This window comes from Pseudoduganella buxea (assembly GCF_009720835.1).
GTDB classification, from domain to species: Bacteria; Pseudomonadota; Gammaproteobacteria; order Burkholderiales; family Burkholderiaceae_D; genus Rugamonas; species Rugamonas buxea.
Genome location: NZ_WNKZ01000042.1, coordinates 33,559 through 49,497 on the forward strand (window position 1 = coordinate 33,559; position 15,939 = coordinate 49,497).

General features: G+C 67.1%; 11 protein-coding genes and 1 pseudogene. 5 read left to right on the forward strand and 7 right to left on the reverse strand.

Annotation, left to right across the window (positions count from 1 at the left end):
- The 7 genes from GM672_RS15315 to GM672_RS15345 all read right to left on the reverse strand — a co-directional run bounded on the left by GM672_RS15315 (position 1) and on the right by GM672_RS15345 (position 12,280).
- Positions 1 to 4,731 (reverse strand): NAD-glutamate dehydrogenase domain-containing protein, encoded by a 4,731-nt coding sequence (locus GM672_RS15315; RefSeq protein ID WP_155471404.1) that lies wholly within the window; start codon positions 4,729 to 4,731, stop codon positions 1 to 3.
- Between the two features lie 121 nt (positions 4,732 to 4,852).
- Positions 4,853 to 6,190 (reverse strand): N-succinylarginine dihydrolase, encoded by a 1,338-nt coding sequence (gene astB, locus GM672_RS15320; protein ID WP_155471405.1) that lies wholly within the window; start codon positions 6,188 to 6,190, stop codon positions 4,853 to 4,855.
- Between the two features lie 9 nt (positions 6,191 to 6,199).
- The gene (gene astD, locus GM672_RS15325) at positions 6,200 to 7,675 is read right to left on the reverse strand and encodes a succinylglutamate-semialdehyde dehydrogenase (RefSeq protein WP_155471406.1); all 1,476 of its coding nucleotides are present in this window, start codon (positions 7,673 to 7,675) and stop codon (positions 6,200 to 6,202) included.
- Positions 7,668 to 8,717 (reverse strand): arginine N-succinyltransferase, encoded by a 1,050-nt coding sequence (astA, locus tag GM672_RS15330; RefSeq protein ID WP_155471407.1) that lies wholly within the window; start codon positions 8,715 to 8,717, stop codon positions 7,668 to 7,670. The genes astD and astA overlap by 8 nt, the downstream gene beginning before the upstream one ends.
- A gap of 34 nt (positions 8,718 to 8,751) precedes the next feature.
- The gene (locus tag GM672_RS15335) at positions 8,752 to 9,786 is read right to left on the reverse strand and encodes an arginine N-succinyltransferase (protein WP_155471408.1); all 1,035 of its coding nucleotides are present in this window, start codon (positions 9,784 to 9,786) and stop codon (positions 8,752 to 8,754) included.
- A 94-nt stretch (positions 9,787 to 9,880) separates the two neighbouring features.
- Entirely contained in the window at positions 9,881 to 11,125 is a 1,245-nt protein-coding gene (gene astC / locus GM672_RS15340) for an acetylornithine/succinylornithine family transaminase (protein ID WP_155471409.1), read from the reverse strand.
- A gap of 213 nt (positions 11,126 to 11,338) precedes the next feature.
- Entirely contained in the window at positions 11,339 to 12,280 is a 942-nt protein-coding gene (locus GM672_RS15345) for a GlxA family transcriptional regulator (protein WP_155471410.1), read from the reverse strand.
- A 287-nt stretch (positions 12,281 to 12,567) separates the two neighbouring features.
- On the opposite strand from GM672_RS15345, the gene GM672_RS15350 reads away from it, so the two are divergent.
- The 5 genes and pseudogenes from GM672_RS15350 to GM672_RS15370 all read left to right on the forward strand — a co-directional run.
- A complete protein-coding gene (locus GM672_RS15350; protein WP_308807443.1) occupies positions 12,568 to 12,852 on the forward strand; it encodes a hypothetical protein in 285 nt (94 codons plus the stop codon).
- A gap of 97 nt (positions 12,853 to 12,949) precedes the next feature.
- The gene (locus tag GM672_RS15355) at positions 12,950 to 13,786 is read left to right on the forward strand and encodes an HDOD domain-containing protein (RefSeq protein ID WP_155471411.1); all 837 of its coding nucleotides are present in this window, start codon (positions 12,950 to 12,952) and stop codon (positions 13,784 to 13,786) included.
- A 57-nt stretch (positions 13,787 to 13,843) separates the two neighbouring features.
- Positions 13,844 to 14,779 (forward strand): alpha/beta hydrolase, encoded by a 936-nt coding sequence (locus GM672_RS15360; RefSeq protein ID WP_229417751.1) that lies wholly within the window; start codon positions 13,844 to 13,846, stop codon positions 14,777 to 14,779.
- Between the two features lie 80 nt (positions 14,780 to 14,859).
- Positions 14,860 to 15,531, forward strand: a complete 672-nt coding sequence (locus GM672_RS15365) for a heavy metal response regulator transcription factor (protein WP_155471412.1) — start codon at positions 14,860 to 14,862, stop codon at positions 15,529 to 15,531.
- Positions 15,531 to 15,939: pseudogene (locus GM672_RS15370) on the forward strand (heavy metal sensor histidine kinase); the annotation flags it as partial. The gene GM672_RS15365 and the pseudogene GM672_RS15370, both read left to right, overlap by 1 nt.

Consider the following 15,939-nt stretch of genomic DNA (forward strand, 5'->3'; position numbering starts at 1 on the left):
TCAGGCTGCCTTTGCCAGCGGCGCGTTACCTGCTTCCGACAGGGTCCAGACATCGAGCATCGCCTGTTCCAGGTCGGTCGGCACGGCGAACGTCGGCAGGTTCAGCGAACCGACGACGGCGTCCACCGCCGCGTCGCCGCCGTTACCGGCCGCCGCCAGCACTTGCGCCAGCAGGCGTTGCTGCGTGCGGCGCAGGGCTTGCTGGGCGTAGCTGCGCAGCTGTTCCTGCGACCGGCTCGTCGCCGGCAGCTTCAGGCCCCGCTCCAGCGCATCGATGCCGGCCTTGCTGCGCAAGGTCATGCCGATGTGGATGAAGCCCGGCAGGTCCATGCCGGTTGGACGCTTGACCGACAGTGCCGCGAACAGGAAGGCCGCCACGCTTTCGATCGCATCGACCGTCTTCCACGCCTGGACGAACTCGGTGCGCAGGGCCGGCTGGCCTTCCGCTTCCCACTTGCCGTCGGCCGGCATCAGCTTGGCCAGCATGGACGGTTCGGCGAACAGGCGCTTCAGTTCGGCCATGCCCTCGGCACCGCGCAACTGCTCCTTCGGCACCGCCAGCACGCCTTCCATCACGGCGCGCAGCATGCCGCGGGTGCGCGCATCGACCTTGATCGACACGTCGCGCGGCACGTTCAGCGCGTCGGCGTCGAGCGTGTCGAACACGGGCGCCAGGTTCAGCGCGGACCAGGCCTGGCCCCACGCCAGGATCACGTCCGTTTCCGGCACGTTGTGCTCGGCCGCCAGGCGGCGCAGCATCAGCGGGCCGCAGCGGTTGACCACTTCATTGGCCAGCACGGTGGCCAGGATGGCATTGGCCAGCGGGTGCGCCAATGCAGGACGGGTCGCCACCAGCAGGTCCGGGAAGTACGGCTTCAACACGGATTCGGCCCAGCTTTCCTCCGTCAGCGGCAGCGCCGACAGGGTACGCTTGTAGCGATTCTTTACGTTGGCGATGACGACGGCCAGTTCCGGCGTCGTCAGGCCGCGGTTGTCGGTCTTGCGGCGTGCCAGTTCGGCCACCGTCGGCAGCTGCTCCAGCTCGCGCGACAGGGCGCCCTCTTCTTCCAGGCTGGCGATCAGCGCTGCATAGCCGTCCTGCACCCAGCCCTCGGACTGGGCCTGCTGCTCGCGCACCAGCAGGTGCGTCTGCTGCGTGTTGTCGCGCAGGACCAGGCGCTCGATATCGCCCGTCATGTCGTTCAGCACGCGGTTGCGGTCTTCTTCCGTCAGCTGGCCGGCGTTCACTTCCACGTCCAGCCAGATCTTGGCGTTCACTTCATGGTCGGAGCAATCCACGCCGGCCGAGTTGTCGATCGCATCGGTGAAGATGCGTCCGCCCGTCAGCGCGAACTCGATGCGGCCGGCCTGGGTCGCGCCCAGGTTGCCGCCTTCGGCCACGACCTTGCAGCGCAGCTCATTGCCGTTGACGCGGATATGGTCGTTGGCGCGGTCCTTGACCTGGGCGTGCGTTTCGGTCGACGCCTTGATGTAGGTGCCGATGCCGCCGTTGTAGAACAGGTCGACGGGAGCCAGCAGGATGCGGTGCATCAGCTCTTCCGGCGACAGGCTGGTCTCGGCGATATCGAGGGCCGCGCGGATTTCCGGCGACAGCTCGATGCTGCGGGCCGAGCGGGGGAACACGCCGCCACCCTGCGAGATCAGCGCCTTGTCGTAGTCTTCCCACGACGAGCGGGGCAGCGCGAACATGCGCTGGCGTTCGGCGAACGAGGTGGCGGTATCGGGATTCGGGTCCAGGAAGATATGGCGGTGGTCGAACGCGGCCAGCAGCTTGATCTGGCGCGACAGCAGCACGCCGTTGCCGAACACGTCGCCCGACATGTCGCCCACGCCGACGACGGTAAACGGCGTCGTGTTCATGTCGTGGCCCATCTCGTAGAAGTGGCGCTTGACGGCTTCGAACGCGCCCTTGGCGGTGATGCCCAGCTTCTTGTGGTCGTAACCGTTCGAGCCGCCCGAGGCAAAGGCGTCGCCCAGCCAGAAGCCGCGCTTGACGGCGATGCTGTTGGCGATGTCGGAGAAGGTTGCCGTGCCCTTGTCGGCGGCCACCACCAGGTAGGGGTCGTCGTTGTCGTAGCGGACCGTGTCGGCCGGCGGCACGATCTTGCCCAGCACGCGGTTGTCCGTCACTTCCAGCAGGCTGGCGATGAACAGGCGGTAGACGGCTTCGCCTTCGGCCGCGATGACTTCACGGGGCGCGCCGGCGGGCATCTGCTTGCAGACGAAACCACCCTTGGCGCCGGCCGGCACGATGACGGCGTTCTTCACCATCTGCGCCTTCACCAGGCCCAGCACCTCGGTGCGGTAGTCTTCCATCCGGTCGGACCAGCGCAGGCCGCCGCGGGCGACCGGGCCGCCGCGCAGGTGCACGCCTTCGAAGCGGCGCGAGAACACGTAGATCTCGCGGTACGGGCGCGGCTCCGGCACCAGTGCCAGGTTGCTCGTATCGATCTTGAAGATGATCTTGTCGCCCTGGCCGGCATCCTGGAAGTAATTGGTGCGAACCGTCGCCAGCATCAGGTCGATCAGCGCGGCCAGGATCACTTCCGTGTCGGCGTGGTTGATCGTGGCCAGGCGCGATTTCAGGCCCGTCAGCGCGTCACGCGCCGAGGCATGCTGGCCGTCGTCCAGTTTCGGATCGAAGCGCTGCTCGAACGCGTCGACGATCTGCTTGACCATGGACGGCTGGCGGCGCAGGCTTTCGGCGATATAGCGCACCGAGAACTGGGTACCGGTCTGGCGCCAGTAGCTCATGTACGCGCGCACCAGCTGCACCTGGCGCGCGTGCAGGCCGCCCTCGACCACCAGGCCGTTCAGGCGGCCATCCTCGACGTCGTCGTTGAACAGGGCACCGAACAGGTGTTCGGCCACCTGGACCACACCGTCCTTGCCCAGCTTGGCGGCACTGGCGGCGTCCACCGTCAGGCTGGTGACGTAATGACGCTTGCCGTCGGCCGTGCGGATCGAATGCGAGCGCTCGCGGTCGATCAGTACGCCCGCGTTGTGCAGGGCCGGCAGGATCGACGACAGGGTCGGCACCTTGTCGACCGAGTAGATACGGATGGTGGTGGAAGGCTCGGTTTCCGTGGCCATCTCGACACGCACCGCAACGCGGCCATCGGCGCCGTTGCGCAGGATGGTGTCGAGGTCATGGAAGGCGACGGCCGGCGACGTGGCGCTGACGTAGTCGACCGGCAGGGTCGAGCACAGGCGGCGCAGGTCGTTGCGCAGCGGCTCGTCCGGCACGGCATCGGCCAGCTCGGAGAAGCTGTCGTGCCAGCCGTCCAGGATCGACAGCAGCGGGCGCTGGATATCGCTTTCCAGGTCGAGCGGATAACGGGCCGCGTGGGCGATCAGGTACAGGCGGGCCAGGGGGCCGTCGGCCACCAGGGTCTGCGAGCTGACATTGGTGGCGCCGGCGCTTTCCTGCAGTGCGCGCGACAGCGCATTGGCGACGGTGGCGCTGTAGCGCTCGCGCGGCAGGTAGACCAGCACATTCAGGTGGCGCGAGTAGACGTCGCGGCGCGCGAACACCTTGGTGCGCGGCTGCTTGTACAGCGACACGACCGAGCCGCACACTTCGGCCAGCCACTCCGGGTCCGCTTCCAGCGCTTCGGTGCGCGGCAGCGATTCCAGGATCTCGATGAATTTCTCGGCGCGGAAGCCTTCCTGGCGCAGGTTGGCGATCTTCAGCACTTGCGCAATGCGGCCGCGCGCGAACGGCAGGCGGGCCAGCGGCGTCAGGTTGGCGGCGCGGGTGAACAGGCCGATGAAGCAGTGTTCCCCCAGCAGGTTGCCGGCGGCGTCCGTGGCGCGCACGCCGATGAAGTCCAGCTGCTGGTCGCGGTGCAGGGTGCCGCCGACGTCGGCCTTGACGATCGACAGCACGTGGGCGCGCTTGGCCAAGGTATCGAGGTCGCCCGGGATATTGGCCAGGCAGGTGCCATAGACGGGGTGGGCGGTGTCCTGCAGCACGCCGATGCGGCTTGGCAGGTCGCGTTCCAGTTCCTTCACGCCCGGCTTGACGTGGTAGTAGGCATAGCCGTGCACTTCGAAGCCTTCGTCGCGCGCCCATTGCAGGAAGGCTGCCGCTTCGGCGCCCTCCTCGCCCTGCGCGGCGGCGGCGGTGGCGACGGCGGTGAAGCGGTCCTTCATCGCGCCCAGGTCGCGTTTCACGACGGCGGCGTCGCGCGCCACCATTTCGATGCGGGCCACCAGCTCCTGCAGGGGCGCGTGCTCCAGCGCTTCCGACAGCAGGCACAGGACGTACGATTCGAGCTTGCTGCCGCTTTCGCCGACGGCGGTCACGGTGCCGTTGGCATCGCGCGTGACGGGCAGCACGGCATTGAGCACGCCGCTGGCGACGACTTTCTGCTTGCGCAGCGCCATGACGATCGAATCGACCAGGTAAGGCATGTCGTCGTTCAGGATCAGCAGCGCGGTGGCCATGCCGCCACGGCCGTCCGCGTAACGCAAGGTGGCGATCTGCGGGCCGCCGGCGCGGCGCTGCGCGGCCTGCGAGAAGCCTTCCACAAGCACCGGCGCGAGACTGTCGGGCGAGGTGTCGGCCAGGTCTTCATCGTCCAGCGACTTGAGCCAGGCGGCGATCAGCGCCCGGGCCTGGCCCGTCTCCTGGCTACCATCGGCCGGCTTGCCGGCATTGACGAGATCCAGCGTCTCTTTACGCAGGTCTTGTGGCATTTTGGTCATCGATCTTCTCCAATAATTGTTGTTCGCGCGGCCTGGGCTTGTGGCTGGCCGGGGGCGACGTGTGCCGATCGGGCCGAGGATCGCTCGACCCTATCTGGGGTTGGGTCAAAGAATTGCAAACTTACAGATCATACAGCCCTGGCAGGCCGAGGATGCGCGACAGTTCCTCCAGTGCGGCATGCACCTCGACGGCCAGCGACGGGTCGGCCAGGTCCTGCGGCGCCAGGCGGTCGCGGTAGTGCTTCTCGACCCAGGCCACCAGCGTGTGATACAGCGCTTCCGTCATCACCACGCCCTGGTGCATCGCCTGCGCCTCGCGCTCGTCGAGCGCCACGCGCAGGCGCAGGCAGGCCGGCCCGCCGCCGTTGCGCATGCTCTGGCGCAGGTCGAAGTGAATCAGTTCGTCGACCTTGCCGCCGCTGGCGACCAGGCCTTCCAGGTAACGCGCCACGGCGGCGTTTTCCTGGCATTCCTGGGGAATCACCAGCGCCATCTTGCCGTCCGCCTTGGACAGCAGCTGGCTGTTGAACAGGTAGCTGTGTACGGCGTCCTGCACCGACACCATGCTTGTCTCGACGCGGATCGGGGTCAGCTCGGCATCGACGCCGGCCATGGCCTGGCGCAGCTGGAACAGCGCGCCCTGCTCGTCGGCGAAAGCCTGCTCGTGATAGAACAGCACATCGGCATTGCCGACCGCGATGACGTCGTTGTGGAACACGCCCTGGTCGATCACGTCCGGATTCTGCTGCACGAATACGGTGCGCGCGTCGGCCAGGCCGTGCAGGCGGGCCACGGCCTGCGACGCTTCCAGCGTCTGGCGGGCCGGGAAGCGCTTCGGCGCCGGCGCCTGCGGGTCGAATTCGACACGGCCGTAGACGAACAGCTCGACCGCCTCGGCGCCGTGGTGGGCGCCCAGGCGCGTGTGGTTGGCCGCGCCCTCGTCGCCGAAGGCCGGCGTCGACGGCAAGGTGTCGTGTACGGCGAAGTGACGTTCATCGCCGAAGATGGCGCGCAAGGTGCGCGACGTCTGCACGTGTTCCAGCGCGCGGTGCAGCTTGTTGTTCAGGTTCGCCGGCGTGAAGTGCACGCGCCCGTCCGCCGTGTCGCGCGACGGGCTGACGGTGGCGGCATTGGCCGTCCACATGGGCGAGGCCGAGTAGGCGCACGCCAGGATCACCGGGGATTCCTTGAATGCGCGGGCCAGCACGTCGGCATCGCTGCCCGTAAAGCCCAGGCTGCGCAGCAGGCGGAAGTTGGGCCGGTCCTGCGGCGGCAGCACGGCCTGGGCGAAGCCGCGCGCGGCCAGCGCCCGCATCTTGGCCAGGCCCTGCAGGGCCGCTTCCTTCGGATTCGAGGCGCTCTTGACGTTGTTGAACGAGGCCACGTTGCCGAACGAGAGGCCGGCGTAGTTGTGCGACGGCCCGACCAGGCCGTCGAAGTTGAATTCACGTGCGCTCATGGCAGTCACTTAGAAGGTCAGGCCGGGCGACAGCTTGGCCGGCATTTCAAGGGCGCGGTTCTCGATCGAGGCGACCGGGTAGGCGCAGTAGTCGGCCGCGTAATAGGCGCTGGGGCGGTGGTTGCCGGACTTGCCGACGCCGCCGAACGGCGCCGAGCTGGCCGCGCCCGTGGTGGGGCGGTTCCAGTTGACGATGCCGGCGCGGGCGCGCACCTGGAAGCTCTGCCACAGCGCCGCGTCGTTCGACAGCAGCGCGGCGGCCAGGCCGAATTCGGTGTTGTTGGCGATGCGCAGGGCCGCGTCGAAATCGTCGGCGCGGTAGATCTGCAGCAGGGGGCCGAACCATTCCTCGTCCGGGATGCCTTGTGCGTCGGTGACGTCGACGATGCCGGCCGAGACGAAACCGGTGCCGGGCTGCAGCTGCTGCATTTCCAGCAGCAGCTTGCCGCCCTTGGCGACCATGTCGCGCTGCGCCTGCAGCAGCTTGTCGGCCACGGCGGCGGACACCACTGGGCCCATGAAGGGCTGCGGCTCGGCATGCGACTCGCCGACAACGATCTGCGAGGCCACCTGCACCAGGCGCTGGACGAAGGCATCACCTTGAGCACCCGTCTGCACCACCATGCGGCGCGCGCAGGTACAGCGCTGGCCGGCGGAGATGAAGGCCGACTGGATCGCCATGAAGACGGCGGCGTCGATGTCCTGCACGTCCCACACCACCAGCGGGTTGTTGCCGCCCATTTCCAGCGCCAGCAGCTTGCCCGGCTGGCCGCCGAACTGACGGTGCAGCGCGGCGCCGGTCTGGCTGCTGCCGGTGAACAGCACGCCGTCGATGTCCTGGTTCTGGCCCAGCGCGACACCCGTCTCGCGCCCGCCGTTGACCAGGTTGACGACACCGGCGGGCACCCCGGCCTGTTCCCACAGCTCGACCGTCTTGATGGCCGTGCGCGGCGCGTATTCGCTCGGCTTGAACACCACCGTGTTCCCCGCGATCAGGGCCGGAACGATATGGCCGTTGGGCAGGTGGCCGGGGAAGTTGTACGGGCCGAACACGCCGAACACGCCGTGCGGACGATGGCGCAGCACCGCTTCGCCGTCCGCCACCTTGGCGTGGTTCTCGCCGGTGCGCGCGCCATAGGCCTGGATCGAGATATCGACCTTGTTGGCCATCGTCGTCACTTCCGTGCGGGCTTCCCACATGGGTTTGCCAACTTCCTCGGCGATCAGCTGCGCCAGCTGTTCGTTGTTTTCCTTCAGCAGGTCGCGGAACTTCGTGACGATGGCGATGCGCTGCTCCAACGGCAGGAAGGCCCAGGCTTCGAAGGCATCGCGGGCGGCCTGGCAGGCTTCGGCCACGTCGGCGGTGGTGGCCTCGCGGCTGGCCCACGTCTGCGCGCCGGTGGCGGGATTGACCGTGACGAGTTCGACGCCGCTGCCGGCCTTCCATTGGCCGTTGATGAAATTGCTCAGGGCTTGTTCAGACATTGTTCTTCCTCACATTGAGTGGCAGCGTGCGCACGGTATCGCCGGCATGGCAGCGCAGCAGTTGTTGGTCCAGGGTCGACAGGTCGATGGCGCCGTTGACGGGCGTGGCCTGCGTGACGATCATGCGGAAGTCCTTCAGAATCGTGTTCGATACCAGGGTCGGTTCCGGATGCGCCGGCGCGCAGGCATGCGTCATGTCGGTGTCCGGCGAGACGACGGCCAGGTCACTGTCGCGGATGGCGCGCAGTTCCGACACGCGCGCCTGCAGCACGGGGCCGGCGTCGAAGATGTCGACATAGCCTTCATAGTGCATGCCTTCCTGCTCCAGCAGGCGGCGCGCCGGCGCCGTCGACTTGTGCACGGCGCCCACCACGTCCTGCGCCTCTTTGGGCAGGTAGTCGATGTACAGCGGCTGGCGCGGCATCAGTTCGGCGATGAAGGACTTCTTGCCCAGCGCCGTCAGGTCGTCCACGTGGTGGAAGTCCATCTTGAAGAAGTGGCGGCCCAGGCCCTCGTAGAACGGCGAGCTGCCGTCCTCGGCCTGGTAGCCGCGCATCTCGGCGATGATCTTCTGCGTGAACAGGTGGGGGAACTGGGCGATGAACAGGAAGCGGCTCTTCGACAGCAGCTTGCCGTTGTGGCCCTGGCGGTAGTCGGGATGCAGGAACAGCGAGCACAGTTCGGAAGAACCGGTCAGGTCGTTCGACAGGTACAGCGTGTCCATCTTGGTGAACACGTTCAGTTCGCGGCTGGAGTGCACCAGGGTGCCGATGCGGTAGTTATAGAACGGTTCCGTCAGGCCCACCGCGCCCTTGATGGCGCACACGCCGGCCAGGCGGCCGTTGCTGGTGTCTTCCATCACGAACATGTAGTCGCGCTGTTCCGGCGGGATCGTTTCGGCGAACGAGGCGCAGGCCGTGGCCAGGCGGTCGCCCAGCATCTGCATGTCCGGCTTCAGGGTGGTCATGCCGGTGCCGACCTGCGTGGCCATGCTGTACAGGGCATCCAGGTCGTTCTCGTTGATGGCGCGGACAACTAGCATAGATGTTCTCGATTCTTTCGGTACGGTCGGGCGGTCAAAGCCGCACGCAGGTCACGCTGTCGCCGTCGGCGACACGCAGGATGTCCTGGATTTCCGGGCTCAGGGCCACCGCTTCACAGCCTTCCAGCTCGGCGCTGGCGATGGTGACGGCGCGGAAACCCGGCCCGGCGTTGTTGGCGATGGCGTAGTCGTACAACGGGCCTTCGGCCGGTGCGGCGTCAAGGCTGGTGCGCACGCGCAGCGTCTGCGAGCCGGTGAAGGTACGCAGCGCGTGCTTGTGCGCCTGCAGGATCGGGCCGCCGTCGAAGATGTCGATGTATTCGTCGGCCTCGAAGCCCTCTTCCGTCAGCAGGTCGAAGGCCTGCTCGCCGGATGGATGGATCTGGCCCATGGCGGCCTGCGCGTCGCCCGGCAGCAGCGGCACGTACACGGGGTAGTGCGGCATCAGTTCGACGATCAGGGTGCGGTTGCGGGCGCCGCCGATGGTGCGCTCGGCATCGAGGAAGTCCATCTTGAAGAACTTGCGGCCCAGCGCGTCCCAGAACGGCGAGCCGCCGTGTTCGTCGGTGACGCCGGCCAGCGGCACGAAGAAGCGGTCGCCGAAGCGTTGCGGCTGCTGCACGGCGAACAGCAGGCGTGAGCGCGACAGCAGCGCCGGCGCGGGCCCTTCCGGCACCGAGGCGTCCAGGTAGAACGATGACAGCTGCGAATACGCCGTCAGTTCCGAGCACAGGGTCAGCGCGTGCACGCTGTGGCTGATGTTCAGGTCGCGCGAGACCTGCTGGATGACGTCGTTACGGAAGGAGAAGTAGGTGCCGTTCGAACCGGCCGAGGCGAAGATGGCGGCGGTGCCGACGATCTTGCGCTCGGCCAGCGATTCCAGCACGAACAGGTAGGATTCTTCGCTGGGGATATCGACCTGCGCGGCGAACGAGGCGAGCGAGCGTTCGACGGCCTGCTCGATCTTGTCGCGCGTCTTGGGCAGGGTATGCACCCCCGGCATGGTGACCGCGGCCAGCGCTTCGAGGGCTGCAATATCGCCGGCTTCCACCGGTCGGACGACGTACATATCGACTCCTCAATTTCAATGGAAAAGCCCACCGCGCCCGGCGGCATTGGCTGCGGCGCCGGACGACGGGAAGGCAGGGCCGCAGCCCGGCGGCTTACTTGGCCGCGAGCAGGGTATCCAGGCCCTTGCGCAGCAGGCGCACCGCCTCGTCGATCTGGGCGTCGGTGACGATCAGCGCCGGCGCCAGGCGCAGCACGTCGGGGCCGGCGATCAGCACCATCAGGCCTTCGGCTTCGGCCGCGCGCTGGATGTCCTTCGAGCGGCCCTTGAACGCCTCGCCCACGACCATGCCCAGCAGCAGGCCGGCGCCGCGCACGGCGGTGAACACCTGCGGGTAGTCGCGGATGATTTCCTCGAGCTTGTCGATCAGGTACAGGCTCGCTTCCTTGACGCGCGCCAGGAAGGCCGGCTGGTTGATCGTCTCGAGCACCGTCAGCGCGACGGTGGCGGCCAGCGGGTTGCCGCCGTAGGTGGTGCCGTGGGTACCGACCGACAGCGTCTGCGCCAGTTCTTCCGTCGTCAGCATGGCGGCGACGGGGTAGCCGTTGCCCAGCGCCTTGGCCGAGGTCAGGATGTCCGGCGTGACGCCGTAGCCCATGTAGGCGAACAGCGAGCCGGTACGGCCCATGCCGCACTGGACTTCGTCGAAGATCAGGATGGCGCCGGTCTTGTCGCACAGGGCGCGCAGCTCTTTCAGGTATTCGGGATTGCCGGGCATGACACCGCCCTCGCCCTGCACCGGCTCGACCACCACGGCGCAGACGTCGTCACCGATGGCCGCGCGGGCCGCTTCGATGTCGTTGTACGGGATATGGTCGATCGACGGTGGCAGCGGCTCGAAGCCCTCGGTGTACTTCGACTGGCCGCCGACGGAAACAGTGAACAGCGTACGGCCGTGGAAGGAGTTGAAGCACGAGACGATGCGCGACTTGTGCGGGCCGAACTTGGTGTGCGCGTGCTTGCGCGCGAGCTTGAAGGCCGCTTCGTTCGCTTCCGCGCCGGAGTTGCAGAAGAAGGCGCGGTCGGCGAAGGTTGCTTCCGTCAGCGCCAGCGCCAGGCGCAGCACGGGTTCGTTGGTGTAGCCGTTACCCAGGTGCCACAGCGTATTGGCCTGGCGCGTCAGGGCTTCGACGACGACGGGATTGCAGTGGCCCAGCGCGGCGACGGCGATGCCGGAGGTGAAGTCCAGGTAATGCTTGCCGCTCTGGTCCCACAGGTCCAGGCCGGAAGCACGCACGGGTACCATCGCGGCGGGTGCATACGTCGGCACGAGCACTTCGTCAAAAGTCTGCCTGGTGACAGGGCGGGTGGTAACAGTCGTATCCAGCTTGGCGTTCATGGCAATCCCCATCGAGTTAAGAGGTACGGCCGCAGCAGAGCCGCTGCGGGTGTACAGCATTGTAAAAGCGGGGATGCTAAAACTCTTTTGAATCTGCGACAAGGTTTTTCAAATTCCATCAGGAACAAAAAAAACCGAAAAAACCGGGGACAGTCCCCTGTATCGAGGCAATAGTTTCCCGAAAAATGGGGTCTGTCCCCATTTTTTCGGCAACTACGCGGCGGCGAGCTTGCGCTGGCGCTCTTCGCGCGGGGTGTTGCCGAACAGGGTCCCGAAGGCGGTGGAAAAATGCGAGCCGCTGGAGAAGCCGCACATCAGGCCGACTTGCACGATGGAATGGTTAGTTTCCAACAGCAATTGGCGGGCCCGCTGCAGGCGCAGCTCCAGGTAGTAGCGCGACGGCAGGCTGCCCAGGTATTGCTTGAACAGGCGTTCCAGCTGGCGGCGCGACAGGCCGACCAGGTTGGCGATGTCGTCGGTCGACAGGGGCTCCTCGATATTGGCTTCCATCAGGGTGACGGCCTCGGACAGTTTCGGCTGCAACGCGCCGAAGCGGGCCTGCAGGGCCACGCGCTGGCGTTCGTCGGCGCTGCGCACGCGGTCGATGCACAGGGTTTCCTTGACGGCCGCCTGCACGCCGGCGCCGCACAGGGCCTCGATCAGGGTCAGCGCGAAATCGATGCTGGCCGCGCCGCCGCAGCAGCTCAGGTGGCGGCCGTCGATCTCGAACAGGTGCGGCGTCAGGATGGCGCGCGCGGTGATTTCCTCGGTGTCGGCATACAGGGCCCACGGCAGCGCAATGCGGATGCCGCCCAGTACGCCGGCATCGGCCAGCCACAGCACGGCGCCGCCGACGCCGCCCCAGTAGGCGGCCTGGCGGCACCGCTCGATGACGGCACGCAGCATGGGCGCGGCGGGGCGCGGCAGGTGCTCGTCCGCCACCAGCAGGGCCACGTGCCAGTCGCCGTCGTGGGCGCTGGCGGCCTGCTCCAGGGTGCGCACGTCGAGCACGAAGTCCTGGCCCAGCAGGCGTTGGGCCAGGCGCAGCGGCTGGACCAGTCCGGACCAGGACAGGCTGTCCGTGTCGCCGGCATCGACCAGCAGCACGCGCAGCGGCTGCTCCCGGGCCAGGCGGGTCAGGTCAGCGAAGGACATCGGCGAAGGACAACACGGACAATACGGGCATCGGATTGGTGAGCAATCGGGAAATTGGGCGCGGCCGGTTTCATCGGCTGCCTATGATACTGGAGATTGCGCGGTCGGCGGCAATGGCGCCCGGCGCTATAATCAGCGGATGGGGGAACGCTATCTGAAAAGTATCCGGCCGCTGGCGCCGTGCCTGCAAGGCTTCGAGCAGCTGTCGGTCGGCATGTGCGCGACCGCGGCCTGAAGTCCGTCCTCAACGCCGAACCTCAACCCAACAACGACAACCGACAAGACCAATGCTGAAAACAACCCTGATCGACGGCGTGACGCCGGCCAAATTCGACAAGCAAATCACCGGCAACCTGCTGCTGGAAACCACGTCCACCGACGAAGTGCGCAAGGAAAAGCTGCTGATCGGTGTGCGCAACGAAGACGGCGACATCTACCGCCTGATCGGCGCCACCAAGCACAACAGCTTCACCAATGCCGTCGAAGAGCTGGAAGACCTGGAACTGGTCGACGAGCTGAGCGAAGTGGAAGGCACACAGGAAGGCTGCGACGCCATTTTCCGCCAGGAGTAAGCCCGGCACGGCAATCCCTCTGGGCGTTCGTACAACATCGGCGAAATAAATCGCCACAAAATAATTCCATACGGAAATATTTGGGTATAATTTTTCGATGGACAGACTGGACGCCCTCAAAACCATCGCAGCTCAGGCGAGCCGCGGCGAACTCGCATTTCCCGCCAATGTCGAAGCGTCGATCCGCCTGCAACAAGCCTTGCAGGACCCGGACTGCCACGCCGACCTGGCCACGCGCCTGATCCAGGCCGATCCCCTGCTGGCCGCGCGCACCGTGGCCATCGCCAATTCGGTGGCCTACAACCGCTCCGGCACGGAAATCTCCAGCGTGCGCTCGGCCGTCCAGCGCCTGGGCGTGCGCACCTTGCAGTCGCTGGTGGCGGCCGTGATCGTGCGCCAGATCGGCAGCCGCCAGGCCGATCCCGCACTACAGGCGAAAGTCAACCTGCTGTGGCAGCACACGGCCCACGTGGCCGCGCTGGCGATGGTGATCGCCCGCCGCGTCACCCATGTCGATCCCGATACGGCGCTGTTCGCTGGCATCGTGCACGAGGTGGGCGCCTTTTACCTGCTGTCGCGCGCGGCGGAATTTCCCGGCATCCTCGATGGCGAACCGGAAGAATGGATCGGCCACGGCGAAATCGACATCGGCCACGCCGTGCTGGACCGGCTGATGGTGCCCGAACCAGTGATGGCGGCCATTGCCGCGATGTGGGGCGGCATGCGCGCGCTGCCGCCGGAAAACCTGGGCGACACCCTGCTGCTGGCGGACGACCTGGCACCAGTGCCCTCGCCCATGCACACGCGCCCCGGCGCTACCACGCCGCAGGCGGCGCGCACGATCGACTTCGCCATCGGCGAAGGCACGTTCGACCAGGTGCTGCGTGAATCGGCGCACGAGGTCGAGGCGCTGTACGCGGTGCTGATGCTGTAGCCACGCCGTCGCGGCCCGGCGTTTCGGCGATAATTAGCTTTTTTGCACGCCGAATCGATGACCATGACTTCTCACGCCATGCGGCGCCTGACGGCGGCCGTGCTCCTGGCCGGCAGCGCCGCGCTGGCCTTTGCGCAGGGCGGAACCATCGCGCTGGAAGGCGCGCCGTATGTGCTGGAGGGAACCGAGGTGCGCAGCATCCGCGCGGCCGCCCTGCAGCGCGACTACCAGATCTATGTCAGCCTGCCGCCGTCGTACGCCAGGTCCGGCCGCAGCTATCCCGTCGTCTTCGTTACCGACGCGCCGTATGCCTTCCCCGTCTGCCGCGCCATCGGCCTGCGCGCCGGGCGCGGCGGCAAGGCCATCGAGGAATTCATCCTGGTCGGCCTGTCGTACGCCCGCGGCGACACGGCGGAATACAGCCGCCGGCGCGACTACACGCCCACCGCCACGGCCGATACCACGCTGGTGTCGGACATGCCGGGCCGCGAACCGAAGTTCGGCGAGGCGGCCGCCTACCGCCGCTTTATCGCCGGCGAAGTGTTCCCCTTCGTGGCCAGGCACTACCGCGCCGACATGGGCCGCAAGACCTTCATCGGCCACTCCTACGGCTCGCTGCTGGGCCTGGACATGCTGCTCAACGACCCGTCCATGTTCGAGAACTACGTGCTGGGCAGCCCGTCGCTGTGGTTCAACCGGCGCGTGCTGTTCGACCAGGAGAAGGCCTACGCGGCCACGCACAAGGACCTGCGCGCCAACGTCTTCTTCGCCGTCGGCAGTTACGAGGCGGTGCGGCATGGCCCGCGCTACAACAAGGACGACGATATGGTGCGCGACCTGCGCGCCTTCACCGCCGCGCTGAAGTCGCGCAACTACCCGGGCCTGGAGATGACGAGCATCGTCATTCCCGACGAGGACCACCTGACGGTGGCGCCCATCATCATGACGCGCGGCCTGCGCTGGGCCCTGCCGGGCAGCGAACGAAAGCCGTAGCGGGCCTGGCGCGGATGACAATTTCGTCATCCCGGCGCCGCGTCGGATGGTGCACACTGCTGTGGTGACGGGAGAACACGATGCACATACTGGTGGTGGAAGACGAACCGAAGACCGGCACCCACCTGCTGCAGGGGCTGCAGGAGGCGGGCTACGACACGGCCCTGGCGCGCACGGGACCGGAGGGCCTGCGCCTGGCGCTGGCGCACGACTACGACCTGATCGTGCTGGACGTGATGCTGCCGGCGATGGACGGCTGGACCGTGCTGCGCACGCTGCGCGAGCGCAAGGACACGCCGGTGCTGTTCCTGACCGCGCGCGACGAGATCCCCGACCGCGTGCGCGGGCTGGAGCTGGGCGCGGACGACTACCTGGTCAAGCCCTTCGCCTTTGCCGAACTGCTGGCGCGCATCCGCACCCTGCTGCGGCGCGGCCCCGTGCGCGAGGAAGCGCTGATCCGCGTGGCCGACCTGGAGATCGACGTGCTGCGCCACAAGGTCACGCGCGCGGACGGGCGCATCGACCTGACACCGAAGGAATTCGCACTGCTGCACCTGCTGGCAAAACGGCGCGGCGAAGTGCTGTCGCGCCGGCTGATCGCGGCCCAGGTGTGGGACATGAACTTCGATTCGGACACCAATGTCGTCGACGTGGCGATCCGGCGCCTGCGCGCCAAGCTCGACGACCCGTATTCCGTCAAGCTGGTGCACACGGTACGCGGCATCGGCTACACGGTCGACGTCAAGAGCTGATGCGGCCCCCGTCGATCGCGCTGCGCCTGGCGCTGCTGTTCTCGGCCATCGCGGCAGCCGTGTTCGTCGCCGTCGGCGCCTACCTGTACCAGGCCCTGTGGCAGCAGATGTCCGAACGGGATGACGTCGCGCTGCTGAACAAGGTGGTGCTGATCCGTCACCTGCTGGCCAGCCAGCCGATGCCGCTGGCCATGCCGGAAGAACTGCAGATGGTGCTCGATAACGTGTTCGGCCAGGACGGCATGCAGCTGCGCCTGACCGATGCGGCCGGGCGCACCGTGGTGCTCACGCCGGCCCAGGACAGCCATGCCGGCACGCCGGTACCCTCGTGGCCGGCCGTGCCGCTGGCCCGGGCGCCGGCAAGAAGCGATATCCGCGACTGGCAGTTGCCGGCCGGCCCGGGGCGGG